A 14,546-nucleotide genomic window follows, 5' to 3' on the forward strand; every position below is an offset into this window, starting at 1 on the left:
ACACCGCCGCCATGATGATCCCGCACGCCATCCGGGCCCTCGGTATTGAACCGTATCACCCAGTCCCGCACGATCTGACGATCCGTCCCGGCCAGCCGGGCCACGTCCCCGCGCGACGCACCATCGTAGATCGCCGCCAGCGCCAGAAGCCGACACGCCTGGCCCGCATGCCTCCCGCCCGGCTCGGCATCCTGTGAACCACAGGTCGCTCCAGAACAATACCGTCAGGCAATCACATATGAGTCAGGCCGGACAGGAGTTGGTATTACGCCGCCCAGAGTCCCAAATCTGTCGACGACGGACGGCACAAGCCGACCTGCGGCATCCTGTGGGATCTTCTCGATCCGCACATGCTGGCGACCATTCCACCCCTGCAGGAGCTTCAGCGAATGGAGCACTCCCGGCCCGACAGTCAATAAAGAACCGGTTCGTCGAGCCCCCTGCGCGACCGGGCTCATGGGTTTCCACACAACAGAATGGGCATGAAGCATCTGCCTGAAAGGCGGAGACCGTCTTTGCCCCTTCCCGGCGTGCCCTCCAGCCATTAATGCAGGGGGACGATGCGGGAGATTCTGGTCATCAAACTTGGCGCGCTCGGCGATTTCGTGCTCGCCTTCGCCCCGTTCGCCGCCCTGCGTGCAGCCTTTCCCCATGCGCGCCTCACCCTGCTGACCACTGCGCCCTTTCGCGATCTCGCTACGCGCAGCCCATGGTTCGACCGCGTGCTGATCGACGAGCGCCCCGCCTGGCACGACCTTCCCGCCCTGACCGCTCTGCGCCGCCGCCTGCGCGGCTACGATTTCGTCGTCGATTTGCAAACCTCCAGCCGCTCGTCGCGCTATCACCTGCTGGCGGGACGGCCGGACTGGTCCGGCATCGCACGGGGCTGCACGCGGCCGCACGACAACCCTCAACGCGACGCCATGCACACGATCGCCCGTCAGCGCGATCAACTTCTCCGTGCCGGAATCGCGCCCGTCGACCGTCCCGATCTCACCTGGCTGGCGGAAGAGGGCCCACGCCTCGACCATCCCTACGCCGTGCTCGTTCCCGGTGCGGCCCCTCATCGTCCGGCCAAGCGCTGGCCCGTCGAACGGTTCGCCGCGCTCGCCGCGCGGCTCGACGCCATGGGACTTCATTCCGTCGTCGTGGGTAGCGCCGCCGACATGGCCAGCGCCGCCACGATCCGTGCGGCGGTCCCCGCCGCCCTCGACCTCACGGGCCGAACCGATCTTCCCGCTCTCGCCGGACTCATGGCGCGGGCCAGTCTCGCCATCGGCAACGACACCGGCCCGATGCACCTCGCGGCGATGATGGGGGCGCCCTCTCTCACCCTGTTCTCCGGGGAAAGCGATCCTCGCCTGACCGCGCCCTTCGGGCATCGGCCGGGACAGGTCCGCATTCTCCGTGTCCCCGATCTCGCCACGTTGGACACCACCCGCGTCGAGGCGCTGGCGCGCGAGATGCTGAGCCGGAAGAACTGAGCGCCGACCGTAAGTGGCGTCGTTGTTCTTTTTTGGAAAAAAGAACCAAAAAACGTCTTCGACTTGGCTGGGTAGCTGCCCGGTTCGCGTCGCGCAGGCGCTTGCGTGGACGCGCTCACCCGGACAGCGCCGGGCGACGGGGCGAAATTCTCCGAGATGAAATCCTGACGCCAGCGCCGGTTTGGCCCGCCGGACAGACTCATCGGCGAACGCGTGCCCATCGTCCATTTGTAGGCGCTCCGCCGCATTTCGATCGTCACGAGTAGATCGTCGCATCGCTGATTCCGCGCTTGCGGCGCAGATCGGCCACCACTGCGCCTGCCTGATTCTCCTTCAGGATATCCGGCTCCGGGCCTGCGTAATCCGTGATTTGCGCAAACCTTATAATAATGAAGTTTTTAATTTGTCAACATGATATTCGCGTTCTGTTTATTGATCCAAATGCAAAGGAGACATGGATCACGCTGCCGTGAAAAACGGCGTGAGGCTCCGCTCGAAGTGTTTGCGCAAATCACGAAATTTGCGCGGCCAGCGGGGGATGCATCATGACGAGCTACAGTAATTCGACGGTAACTTATAACGTCACACCAGGATTTTTAACTAATAATGTGCAGATTGTAGATAATAAGACCGGCAAGACGATCGTGAACACGACAAGTAATAATGTCGTCACGGGTTCAAACCCCGATGTTGTTCTGCTTGATGTTGTTGGTATGACTTTCGTGAGCGTGCCGGGATCGACGGGCGATATCAGTATTGTTGTTAACGCTCTTTCTGCGAATACATTTTATATCGGCGGGGATACGACCGTCTCATTCGCCGCGAGCGCCATTGCTTCCCAGACATTCAATGTCTATGGCGGAGACTTGACGTTTTCGGGCGGTCTGATCGCGAGCGCCTTGTCTGGCAGCACGATCAATATCGGGTACGGCGGCAGCTATGCCTCGGGCGCCAATCTCTTAAGTATTCTGTCTGGCTCGACGATCAATTTCACGACGGGCGGCGGGACGCTGGTTCTCAACGCAGGTGGAACGCTGATCGACCTGAGCGGGTCCACGATTACCGGCTATGACCCGTCCAAGGACACGATCGAACTCCAGAATACGATCGTGCCGATCAGCATTTATAACATCTCCGGTTCCTCGACCTCCAAGACGATCACGCTAATGGGGTCGAACGGCCAGGAGGTGGCGACATACACCGTTTCCCTGGCCAGCGGCGTCACTCTGGAGAACGGCAATTACCTCACCCAAGGCAGCAGCACCGCCACCAATCCGCTCAAGGTCACCTATGCCAACGGCAACACCTATATCGGTGCGTGCTTCCTCCCCGGCACTCTGATCCGCACGCCGGACGGCGACCGGCCGATCGAGGAAATGCGGGTTGGGGACGTGGTTCTGGTCTGTGACGCGCAGCAATCCGATGTCGCGATCAGCCGCGAGGTGATCTGGGTCGGCCAGAAGAGTGTCGCGGTGCGGCCGGACCTTCCGGATGACGAATCGGGTTATCCGGTGCGTCTTCTCAAGGACGCGATCGCGGACGGCGTGCCGTACAAGGACATGCTGATCACGGCCGAGCACTGCCTGTTCTTCGACGGGAAGTTCGTTCCGGCGCGGATGCTGGTGAACGGCTCGTCCATTTTCTATGACAAGTCCATCACGTCCTACGACTACTATCATATCGAGACCCAGGAGCATTCCATCATCACGGCCGATGGCGTGCTCACCGAGAGCTATCTCGACACCGGCAACCGTCGCGTCTTCCAGCAGAGCGGCAAGGTCGTGGCCTTCACGCCGTCGCGCGACCTGACCTGGGACGACGCCGGCGCGCCGCTCGACGTGTCGCGGGACTTCGTCGAGCCGCTGTTCCGCCGGATCGAGGCACGGGCGGCGCAGGCGGGTCTCGAAAGCCGCGCGACGGCGCCGACGCTGACGGACAAGGCGAACCTGCATCTCGTCGCCGATACGGGCGCCATCATCCGTCAGGCGCGCGAGCACGACGGACGCGTCATGTTCATGATCCCGTCGGGCGTGAACTCCGTGCGCATCGTCTCCAACGCCAGCCGCCCCTGCGACGTCATCGGTCCGTTCGTGGACGATCGCCGTTCTTTCGGTGTCGCGATCGGCGAGATCATGATGTTCGAAAGCAATCGCACCCACACCGTCAAAATCCATCTCACCGAGAAGGAACTGGACGGCTGGAACGCGATGGAGTGGGACGACACGCGCTGGACGTCCGGCAATGCCCTGCTTCCGCTGGGCGGTCGCCTGCCGGGCGGGATCGGACTCCTGTCGATGCAGGTCAAGGCCGCGGGTCCGTATATCCTTGCATCCGACGAGGTGGGCGAAGCGTCGAGCCGTCGCGCATGATCGCCATGTCGTACTCCGCTCTCGAAAGGGAGCGGAGCCATTCCTCGTTCTTCGTGGCCGGGCAGGAATGGGTTGCACAATCATCCAGGATAGAAAGACGGTTCATCCTGTCCGTGGAGGACGGAGAAATCACCTATATCCGGGAGCGCGACCGGCCGGGGAGCCCGCCCAACGCCAGCGGAACCCTCAATTTCCGTTCCTGGGTGAAATCCTCGCGCGCCATCGACACGAACTGGGTGAATGCGCGGACGGGCGCCCTGTACGCCGCGGCGCCGGCCTGGATAAAAGAGCGTGTCACCGCGTTTTACGGCAATCAGGTCATCATATGAACCACATTGCCGACCTGCCGTTCTCTGGCGACGCGTTCTTCGGTGGCGAAATCTTCAATGCCGCCCGAGCCTTGAACGAAGGGTGGATGATCGAGTTCGACCGGGATTCGCGCGTTCGTCTGCGCGGCGTCTTCTACAGCGATCTGGAAGCCTGGTGGCATGTCGCCAGGGAGGCGGCGCGCGGGTCCGAATATCATCAGGCCGCCCTGCGTGAACTGTGCGAGGAGGAACGCTTCGCCATCGAGGTTCATTGCGGTCCCCTTGCAACAACAATCCTTTGAAGGAGTGCGACGCTCAATGCTGGATGCTGCTGCGATCGCGGACCAGGATCAACTCTATGCCGCAGTCAAGGAATCGGGTCTGTTCGACGCCAACGCCTATCTCGCGGCTAATTCTGACGTTGCCAGGAGCAAGATAGATCCTCTGCTCCATTACATTCGTTATGGCCAGTATGAATCGCAGCGCAGGCCGTATCCCGGCTTCGATCCTCAGCGCTACATCTCCGACTTCCGCCTCGGGACGGTCGAGGGAAATCCGTTTTTCGATCTCGTCGTGCGGAACCGTTACAGCCATGCGACGCCGGAAACGGCTCTCACACCGCAGGAGATCTATCTCTACAACCTCATCCTTCATCTCGACCTGTTCGACGAGAAATACTATGTCAGGAACAATCCTGACCTGAAGGATATCGAGATTCCGCCGCTCATCCATTATGTGAAATATGGCGTTCACGAGCCTGCGCGAAGTCCCAATCGAAAATATAACAACGTCATCTATATGCGCCTCTTCGGGCGCGAGATTCCGAAAGACGAACCGCCTTTCCTGCATTATATACGCAACAATCTCGATCTCGATTTCTTCGATAAGGGAATGCTCGAAAAGTTCAGCTACGCCTCCCTGTCCCGGGTGGCGCGGAGACTGGCGGAATTTCCATTCTATTCGGACGCGTATTATCTTTCGGTCAATGAAGACGTCAATAATTCCGATCTGCTTCCCAATCAGCACGCCATTCTTTATGGTATTCCCGAGGGGAGGACGATCCTCTCCAAGTTGAGGATCGCGGAAGTCCTTGGCAGGAAGACGGGGCCGGCGCCCGATTATCAGCTTGCGACCCGTATCGACAAATCACTGCCGCTGCCGGAAACGATCGGCGTCTTCTATCATTCGGACGGCAATTGTTTCATCAGGGAGATCGCCGAGGATCTTGCGGCCTGCCTGAGTGGCGCCGGGCTGAACGTCTCTCTGGAAACCGAGAAGACGCCCCTCAGCGCGAAGCCCGATCTGTGTATTTTCTGTGCGCCGCACGAGTTTTTCTTCCTCGACGGCGGCAAGCAGTGGGAAGACGAGAAGATTCTGGAATCTTCGATCATGCTCAACACCGAGCAGGCGCAGACGCCCTGGTTCAGCCGCGGTCTGGTCTATCTGCTGATGTCGGCCGGGATCATAGATTTCCTCTACCAGAATACCGGGCTGTTCGAGGCGGTGGGGATTCCGTTCTTTCATTTCGACCCGATCCCCAGCAGCGCGCCGACGAAGATACTGGACGAGGATCGAGCTCACGCCTTCTTCCGCGTGCTCCCTGACAGCGCCAAAAAGGATCTGTCCGGTTCCGCGTTGCGGCCGATCGCCGAACGCGACATCGACATCAGCTTCTTCGGCAATGTGTCGGCCAAGCGCGAGAAATTCTTCACGCGCAATGCGGATTTTCTCGCCCGCCGGGAATGCTTCATCTACTATCGCAAGACGCAGGGCCCGATCCGTACGGAAGGCGTGTACGAGATCCTCGCGCGCATGCCGTTCTATGTCGCCGAAAACAGCAAGATCTGCCTGAACATCCACCGTAACGACGATCCCTATTTCGAGTGGCATCGCATCATCAAGCAAGGTGCGGCGCGCGGCGCCGTCGTTGTGACCGAGGAATGTCTGCCGACTCCGCTTTATCGCGAAGGCGTGCATTTTCTGACCGAAACGCCGAGGCACATGCCCCATCTCGTGGCCTGGCTGCTCGATTCACCGGACGGGCAGGCGCGCGCCCAGGAGATTCAGAACGCCTGTCTCGATCTCTTCCGGAATCGCAAGCTGCAAAAATCCAAGTTCAACGATATCGCCGGATTCATCGGGTCCGTTTGGCAGAAGGTCGCCGTCAATGCTTGAAAAACCCTGGAGACCCCTGCCCGAGACGCTTTTCAGCCACGAGACGAAGCGTCGCTGTGACAACAACGATCATGTGTCGGTGATCGTCACCAATTACAATTACGAGAAATACGTGACCGACTGCCTGTCGTCGATCGCGGCGCAGACGCACGAGGCGCTCAGTCTCGTCGTGATCGACGATAATTCGCGGAAAGACGACTCGACCGCCAGAATCGCCGAATGGATGGAGGGAAACAAGGAGCGTTTCGTCTCGACCCTGCTGCTGCGCAACGTCATCAACCAGGGCCCGTCCGCATCGCGCAACACCGCGATCGAGCATTGTCCGTCACAAACGATCTTCATCATGGACGCCGACAACGAGATCCTGCCGACGGCGATCGCCAAGCTGAATGCGTGTCTCGAGCGCTCCGGCGCGCAGGCCGCCTATTCCCAGCTCATCGAGTTCGAGGACCGCAATCAGGTCGGCGCCGCCGATCTGTGGGATGTCGAGCGGATGTACAAGAACAATTACGTGGACATCATGGCGCTGATGAGAAAGTCCGCCTGGGCCGAGGTCGGCGGTTTCTCTCATATCGAGGAGGGCTGGGAAGACTACGATTTCTGGCTTAAATTCATCGACAAGGGGATCGATATCGTGTTCCTGCCGGAAATCCTGTGCAGGTATCGCGTTCATGGAGTCTCCAGGACCGCGACCGAAGCCTACAAATCCCATTATGATCTGGAGATCATCATGCGCTACCGTCATCCGGACCTTCCCGCCGCTCCGCAATCGCTGAAGGCTGTCTGATCCACGTTGATGAACATGATCTTGTCGGACGGTGCGACGGAGTCCGGGAGTCGCTGGGATCACATCGATCTTGCCTGGGTGATGCAGAGCTATCCCGAGACGCGGGAGTTCTTCGTCCAGGGCGACACCATCGCCTTTGCAGACCTGCTGCTGCTCGCGGGGCGGTGCGGCTATTCGCCCAACCCGTATTTCGATGAAATCTACTACGTCCGCCGTTATCCCGACGTGCGGCAGGCGATCGCGGACGGCACATATGTCTCCGGCTTCGATCACTACCGCTCGGCGGGATACAGGGACCGCAACCCGCATTGGCTGTTCAGTGAAGAATACTACCTTGCCGGGAATCCGGATGTCGGCAAATCCCTGGCGAATGACGGCGTTTTCCGCAACGGCTACGACCATTATCTCCGGTGCGGCGACGGCGAATTCCGGAGCGGCTCGTGGTTTTTCGACCCGCTGGAATATATCAAGTCCACGACCGGCGAAGCGGCCCGGGCACCGTTCAGCCATTACCTCACACATCCGTCAGGCTATTCCAACAGCCCGTATTTCGACACGGACTGGTTTATCAGGGCCTATCCGGACGTTCTGGAGGAGGTGCGGCACGGAGATTGGAAGTCGATCCTCCATCAATATCTCGGCACCCGGAACGAGGGACGCTACGATCCCTCGCGTTTTTTCTCCGAACGCTTTTATGTCGAGTCGAATCCCGACCTGTCCGACGCCATAGCGTCGGGGCGTTTCATCAGCGGATATGAGCATTTCCTGCTCTATGGCATTCATGAACGCCGCCGCCCGAGTCCGGACATCGATCTCGAACGGTTCTATCACCATCCTTACGTTCAGAAGCTGCTTCTCAACGGGCGCGTGCCGGACGTCTTCGTGGCCTGGTGTCGTTCGGAGGGGGAAATCCCCGACGTCGAGGCGGCTCTGGAAGACAAGGAGAAGATGACCAAACTCGCGTTCGAGAAGAAGAGCGCCGCGCTGGCCATCACCGTGGCGCGCCGCAAGCTCGATTTTTCGTCAGCTTTGCCGGATATCAGCGTCATTCTGGTCCTGCACAACAATTTCGACATGACCATGAACGCGCTCACGGCGCTTCGGGCGTCCCATGCGGGCGGCATTGATCTCATCCTCGCCGATAGTGGTTCGCACGATGAAACCCGCCGGATCGGGCATTATATTGACGGCGCCAATATCCAGCGTTTCGACGGCAATGTCGGTTTCGTTCGTGCCTGCAACGTCGCCGCCGGTCATGCGAAGGCTCCCTTTCTCCTGTTCCTCAACAATGACGCCGAGGTGCAGCCGGGCAGCATCGCCGCTGCGATCGAGCGTCTCCGCCGTGATCCGAAGGTCGGCGTCGTCGGCGGGAAGTTGATCCGCACCAACGGCTTGCTGCAGGAGGCCGGCTCGATCATCTATCGTGACGGCAGTGTCGACGGCTACATGCGCGGCCGAAGTCCGGATGTGCCGGAGGCGAACTTCGTACGTCGTGTCGATTTCTGCTCCGGCGCGTGCCTGTTCACCCGAACGGAATTGTTTCGCCAACTCGGCGGCTTCGACGAGGCTTATATCCCCGCCTATTACGAAGAGACGGATTATTGCGTCCGAGTCTGGAAATCGGGCCAGGAGGTCATTTACGATCCGGCCGTCACGGCGATTCACTACGAATACGGCACGTCCGACCTCGCCAGCGGTGCGGGATACATCAACCGAAACCGCCTGATCTTCAATAGCCGGCATAGGGATTTTCTGACTTACAAGCTCGTCAAATCGAAGCTCGGCCTCAATGGTGCCCGTTCCCCCGCAAGATCCGGTGCGCGCCGCATTCTGTTCATCGAGGACAGGATTCCGCTGAAATGCTACGGCTCCGGCTTTTCGCGTTCGCATGACATCGTCGAAACCCTGGCGAGCATGGGGCATGATGTCACGGTCTTTCCGATCTTCAAGCCCGACGTGTCCATCAACCAGCTTTACGCGGCATTTCCGGAAAACGTCGAAATCATCTGGGACCGCGAATTGGGGGAGCTCGAGTCGTTTCTCCACCAGCGGGCGGGGCTTTACGATGTGATCTGGATTTGCCGAACCCAGAACGTCCGTCGGCTGGTTCCCGTGATCGAGCGTACCGCTCATTTCATGCCCCATGCCATGCTCATTGCAGATACGGAGGCCGTGAGCGCCATCCGCGAGGAACAGCATGATCGGCTTCTCGGTCTGCCGGAAGATCAGTTTCCGACGCTGGCCGAGCGCCTGCGCGCTGAGTTCGAGTGCCTGCTCATCGCCACGAAAATCGTGGCCGTCAGCCCTCATGACGCCACAGTGCTGACGGAGCATGGATTTGCCGGCGTCTCGGTGCTGGGACATGTCCAAACACCTCGGCGGACGTCGAGGCCTTGGGCGGAACGCTCCGGCTTGCTCTTCGTGGGCGCGATGCACGATTACAACTCGCCTAATTATGACAGCGTCGCCTGGCTCGTCACCACGCTCTGGCCGATGCTGGAAAACATGCTGCCGGGAGACGCCACGCTGACCATAGCGGGCTATCTCGGGCCGGGCGTGTCGTTCTCCGCGCTTCCCCGGTCGCCGAGAGTATCCTACATTGGAGAAGTCGAAGATCTCACACCGCTTTATGACAGCGCCCGCTTCTTCATCGCGCCGACGCGCTACGCCGCAAGCATCCCGTACAAGCTCTACGAAGCTGCCGCTTACGGTTTACCCATCGTCGCGTCGGACATTCTCTGCCGGCAGACCGGATGGAAGGTTGGCGACGAGATCCTTGAGGCCCGAGCAGGAGACGCTGAGGATTTTGGGCGTGTCGTCGTTGATTCTTATGATAACCAAGTGCTTTGGAATGCGTTGAGAGATAAGGCTCTGGTCAAGATCATGAATGAGGACGATCAAAAAAGTTACGTGGTAAAAATCAATAAAATCTTAAATCACGAAGACGAAAAATCCTATCTATAAGGGTGAAGAAAATGACAAACATAAAGTTTATAAGATCCCTCCAGCCAGTAGAATTGGAGAATGAGAAACTTATTTTCGCCGAAGTGGGTGGGGAAATATTTTCAAAAAATTCATTTCTGGATCATTCTGGATTATACAAGGTGAATGCTTCTAAAAGCCTCGCGGCTTGGCGTTAGCTATGGTGACTTGATGTGAAGACGGTGGGAGTAAGCGACGGTGGAGCAGCCCGGACTTTTTGACATTGACGATCGTCTGAAGGCGCCGTCGACAAAGGCCGACGCGCGGAAACGGCTGAACACCATTGTTGATTGTGAACGGTTCCGGCTCATCCTGATGCAGGTGATTCCGCGCTCGAACGGAAGGAAAGGCAGTCGCCCTTGCTATGATCGGGTTTTCATGCGCAAGGTGCCGATCGCTCAGAGGAGCGACTCGCTGTCGGACGAACGGGTGGAACTCCTGATCAAGGACCGTCTGTCGTTGATGCAATTCCAGAGGCTTGCTCTCTCCGCCCCCATTCCGGAGCGGGATCGTGGTCGTGGATTTTTCCGTCTACTGCACGACGACGCGAAGATCACCCTCCCACCATTGCGGCCGATTGTCGAGCGATCCATTGATATCAGCTTTTTCGGCTACGCTTTGATCAATCGGAAAAAGTTCCTGACGCGCAATGCCGATTTCCTGGCGCAGCTGAACGGCTTTCTTTATTGCGCAGTTCTCACGGATCGATTCTCATGGAGGAAGGAGCGGCGGAAATCCTCGCACGTACGCCGCTCTATATCGCCGAGAACAGCACGATCTGCCTCAATATTCACCGAAACGACGATCCGTATTTCGAATGGCACCGCAGCATCAAACAGGGTGTTGCGCAGGGTTCTGTCGTCATGATGGAAGACTGTTTCCCGACGCCGCTTTGTCAGGAAGGCGTTCATTTTCTGACCGAAGCGCAGCGTCACATGGCCCATCTCCTCTCCTGGCCGCCTGATGCCGATGATGGAGGGAAGCGGGGACAAGACATGCAGGATGCCAGTTTGGATCTTTTCCGCAACTGGAGGTCCGGAAGTCGAAATTTAATGATGTCGCCCATTTCATTGGGTCCATTAGGCAGAAGGCCTTTAGAGATGCTTGAAAAACCCTGGAAGCCGGCGCCGGAGACGCAGCTCAGCCGCAGGACGAAGCGTAATTGTGACAATGGTCATGTTTCGGTGATCGTGATCAATTATAACTATGAAAAATACGTGACGGACTGTCTGAATTTGATTGTGGCCCAGACTCGTGATTCGCTCAGTCTGATCGTGATAGACGACAACTCGCGCAAGGATGATTCGGTCGAGAAGATCATGGAATGGATGGCGGAGAACAAGGAGCGATTCGTCCCCGTGCTATACTTGCGTAACGTGATTAGTCAAGGTTCGTCGGCATCCCGCAAGGCGGCGATTCAGCACTGTCCTTCCAAAACCGTTTTTATCATGGACGCCGATAATAAGGTCATGCTGACTGCGATCGCCATGCTTTGTGCATGTTCGCAGCGTTCAGGAACTGAAAGCGTTTATTCACAGTTCGGCGAAATCGGGCACCGCGTTCGGGTCGGCGTCGCCGATTTGTGGGACGTCAAGCGCGTGTGCAAGAATAATTGCGTTGACATCATGACGATGATAACAGAGCCCCCTTGGGTCGCTATTGCCGGATTGTCTTACATCGAAGAGGGACAAGAGGATCACGATTTCTGGCTTAAGTTCATAGACAAAGGGATTGATGGCGGTTTGCCGCCTGAAATTCCTTGCCATTATCGCGTGCATGACGTCTCCAGAACCGCGACCAAGGACTACAACCCGCATTGCGATCTTAGGGGGATCATGAGATGCCGCCATTCGGAACGTCCCGCCGCGTCGGAAAATCTCTGATCCGGGCCGATAATCATGAACTTGCGAGACAGTATGACGGCGGCTTGTGCATGGGACCGAATTGATCTCGGCTGGATGATGAAGACTTATCCCGAGATGCGCGACATTCTGGTACGGGCCGAGGCCGTCACCTTTGCCGAAGCTCTTGTGCTCGCGGGAAGGTTTGGCTATTCGCCCAATCCATTTTTTGACGAAGCCTATTATGTTTCCCGCTATCCCGACGTCTGGCGTGCGATCAACGAGGGGGTCTATGTTTCCGGCTTTGATCATTACCGCTCGGTGGGGTATCGGGAGCAATATCGTAATCCGCACTGGCTGTTCAGCGAGGAGTATTATCTCGCGCGGAACGACGATGTGGCGTTGTTGTTGATGAATGGCGCGGATTTCCGTAACGGCTACGATCATTATATCCGGGTTGGCGATGGGGAGTTTCGGAGCGGCTCGTGGTTTTTTGAGCCCTTGCCGTATGTCTCCTTGACGGGATGCGAAGCTGCCACCGCGCCGTTCCAGCACTGTCTTGGCCGGCGTCTTAGCCCGGGGTCCGGTTATTCCAGTAGCGCATATTTCAACGGGGAGTGGTATGCTACGGCTTATACGGACGCGCCACAGGCAGTGCGGCGTGGTGAATGGATCTCCGTCCTGCATCACTATCTTGGCAAGCGGCATGACGGACGCTGCGATCCGTCTCGTTTTTTCTCCGAGGAGTTCTATGTCGCTGCCAATCCCGATCTGCTGGGCGCGATAGAAACGGGGCGCTTTCTCAGCGGGTACGAGCATTTTCTTCTCTACGGCATCCGGGACCGGCGCGCTCCGCGGTCCGATGTGGATCTGGAACGCTTTTATCACCAGCCATATGTCCAAAGGCTGCTTCTGAACGGTCGGGTGCCAGACGTGTTCGTGGCGTGGTGCATTTTTGACGGTGTGGTGCCCGATGTGGAAGCGGTTCTGGAAGACGCTGAAAAAATTTCCAGATTCGCGTTCGAGAAAAAGAGTGCTGCTCTGGCCATCAACGCGTCGCGCAGGAAGCTCGATTTTTCATTTGAACTGCCGGATGCCAGCGTCATTCTGCTGCTGCATAATAATTTCGACATGACCATGAACACGCTGACGGCACTTCGTATGTCTCATGCTGGCGGAATCCATCTGATTCTCGTCGATAATGGCTCATCGGATGAGACGCGCCATATCGAACGTTATGTAGACGGCGCCACATTGCTGCGTTTCGGAGGAAATGTTACATTCGCTCGTGCTTGTAATGAGGCGGCGCGACACGCTATGGCGCCCTATCTCCTGTTTCTTGATAGTGGTGCCGAGATTCTATCTGGCAGCATCGCAGTTGCAATGAAGCGTCTACGTCGTGATCAGAAAGTCGGCGTCATCGGTGGGAAACTGCTCGGGATCAATGGGTTGCTACAGGACGCAGGTTCGATAATCTATCGAGACGGGAGCGCCGAAGCCTATATGCGTGACCGGAGTCCTGACGTGCCGGAAGCGAATTTCGTGCGCTGTACAGATTTCTGCTCGGGTGCTTGCCTGTTCACGCGAACGGAATTGTTTCGTCAGGTCGGGGGGTTCTATGAAGCCTTTGTTAGTCCTTCATACGAGGATGCGGATTATTGCGTTCGGGTCTGGAAATTGGGTCAGGAGGTTATATATGATCCGTCTGTGACGGCAATTCGCTACGAATATGGTCTGTTCAGTTCGGAAAGCAGGTTGGTTTCCACTAATCGCAACCACGCTATCTTCAATCTGCGCCATGCTGATTTTCTGGTTCGCAAGCTTGCCAAATCCAGGCGTGGGATTAACGCTGCGCGCTCTCCAGTTCGGTCTGGTGCGCGGCGCATTCTGTTCATTGAAGATCGAATTCCGCTGAAGCAAAAGGGATCTGGCCTCTCGCGCGCGCACGACATCGTTGTTACGTTCGCCGAAATGGGCCATGAGGTCACGGTTTTCCCGATTTTCAAATCCGATGTCTCCCCAAGGCAGCTTTATGCGGCGTTTCCAGAGAATGTCGAAGTGATTTGGGATCGCGAGATGCACGATCTGGAGGAGTTCCTGCACCAGAGGGCGGGGCTTTACGATGCCATTTGGATTTGCCGCTCTCAGAACATGAGCAGGCTTGTCCCGACGATCGAAAGATCCGCGCATTTGATGCCTCAGGCTATGATCGTTGCCGATATAGAGGCAGTGCGCGCGGTGGGTGAGGAACAGCGCGACCGGCTTCTCGGTCTTCCAGAGACCGAACAGTCGACGCTCGCCGATCGCCTGCGCGCCGAGTTCCAGGGGCTGATGATTGCCACGAAGATCGTCGCGGCCAGCGCTCGTGATGTGCGGCTTCTGACCGGGCAGGGCTTCACCAATGTTTCCGTATTAGGGCAGGCGCTTGCGCCGCGCCCAACGCCTAAATCATGGTCGGAGCGTTCCGGTTTTCTCTTCGTGGGGACCATTCAAGGGCAGGCCTCGGCTAGAGCATTTTCCTTTCAATCTGGCTCATACCCTGCTGCGGTGAAGAAATTCACGCACTCTGCTGGCGAGACCTGATCGATCAGGATGCCGAT

Annotated in this window: 10 protein-coding genes and 1 pseudogene; 10 read left to right on the top strand and 1 reads right to left on the bottom strand. The window is 57.9% G+C overall.

Annotation, left to right across the window (positions count from 1 at the left end; translation table 11 throughout):
- A pseudogene (locus EDC31_RS15935) lies at positions 1 to 173 on the bottom strand (helix-turn-helix domain-containing protein); the annotation flags it as partial.
- A 387-nt stretch (positions 174 to 560) separates the two neighbouring features.
- Here EDC31_RS15935 and EDC31_RS15940 point away from each other — a divergent pair.
- From EDC31_RS15940 to EDC31_RS15980, 10 genes are all read left to right on the top strand, one after another.
- Positions 561 to 1,484 carry a glycosyltransferase family 9 protein gene (locus tag EDC31_RS15940; protein WP_042058741.1) on the top strand — a complete coding sequence of 308 codons (924 nt, stop codon included), beginning with the start codon at positions 561 to 563 and terminating at the stop codon, positions 1,482 to 1,484.
- Between the two features lie 545 nt (positions 1,485 to 2,029).
- Positions 2,030 to 3,853 carry a Hint domain-containing protein gene (locus tag EDC31_RS15945; RefSeq protein WP_042058742.1) on the top strand — a complete coding sequence of 608 codons (1,824 nt, stop codon included), beginning with the start codon at positions 2,030 to 2,032 and terminating at the stop codon, positions 3,851 to 3,853.
- A gap of 5 nt (positions 3,854 to 3,858) precedes the next feature.
- Positions 3,859 to 4,182, top strand: coding sequence for a hypothetical protein (locus tag EDC31_RS15950; protein ID WP_132127158.1), 324 nt, complete (start codon positions 3,859 to 3,861; stop codon positions 4,180 to 4,182).
- Positions 4,179 to 4,463, top strand: a complete 285-nt coding sequence (locus EDC31_RS15955; RefSeq protein WP_042058746.1) for a hypothetical protein — start codon at positions 4,179 to 4,181, stop codon at positions 4,461 to 4,463. Before EDC31_RS15950 ends, EDC31_RS15955 begins: the two co-directional genes overlap by 4 nt.
- Positions 4,464 to 4,479: 16 nt before the next feature.
- Positions 4,480 to 6,336: a CgeB family protein gene (locus EDC31_RS15960; RefSeq protein ID WP_239641659.1), complete on the top strand. Its 1,857-nt coding sequence runs from the start codon at positions 4,480 to 4,482 to the stop codon at positions 6,334 to 6,336.
- Entirely contained in the window at positions 6,329 to 7,123 is a 795-nt protein-coding gene (locus tag EDC31_RS15965) for a glycosyltransferase family 2 protein (protein WP_042058748.1), read from the top strand. The genes EDC31_RS15960 and EDC31_RS15965 overlap by 8 nt, the downstream gene beginning before the upstream one ends.
- A gap of 9 nt (positions 7,124 to 7,132) precedes the next feature.
- Entirely contained in the window at positions 7,133 to 10,087 is a 2,955-nt protein-coding gene (locus tag EDC31_RS15970; protein WP_052511903.1) for a glycosyltransferase, read from the top strand.
- Positions 10,088 to 10,303: 216 nt separating this feature from the next.
- The gene (locus tag EDC31_RS18250) at positions 10,304 to 10,972 is read left to right on the top strand and encodes a transposase (protein WP_239641660.1); all 669 of its coding nucleotides are present in this window, start codon (positions 10,304 to 10,306) and stop codon (positions 10,970 to 10,972) included.
- 233 nt (positions 10,973 to 11,205) lie between these two features.
- Positions 11,206 to 11,988, top strand: a complete 783-nt coding sequence (locus EDC31_RS15975) for a glycosyltransferase family 2 protein (RefSeq protein ID WP_042058755.1) — start codon at positions 11,206 to 11,208, stop codon at positions 11,986 to 11,988.
- A 15-nt stretch (positions 11,989 to 12,003) separates the two neighbouring features.
- Entirely contained in the window at positions 12,004 to 14,529 is a 2,526-nt protein-coding gene (locus EDC31_RS15980) for a glycosyltransferase family 2 protein (RefSeq protein WP_132127159.1), read from the top strand.
- Positions 14,530 to 14,546: the final 17 nt, after the last annotated feature.

The organism is Acidomonas methanolica, from assembly GCF_004346035.1.
GTDB classification, from domain to species: Bacteria; Pseudomonadota; Alphaproteobacteria; order Acetobacterales; family Acetobacteraceae; genus Acidomonas; species Acidomonas methanolica.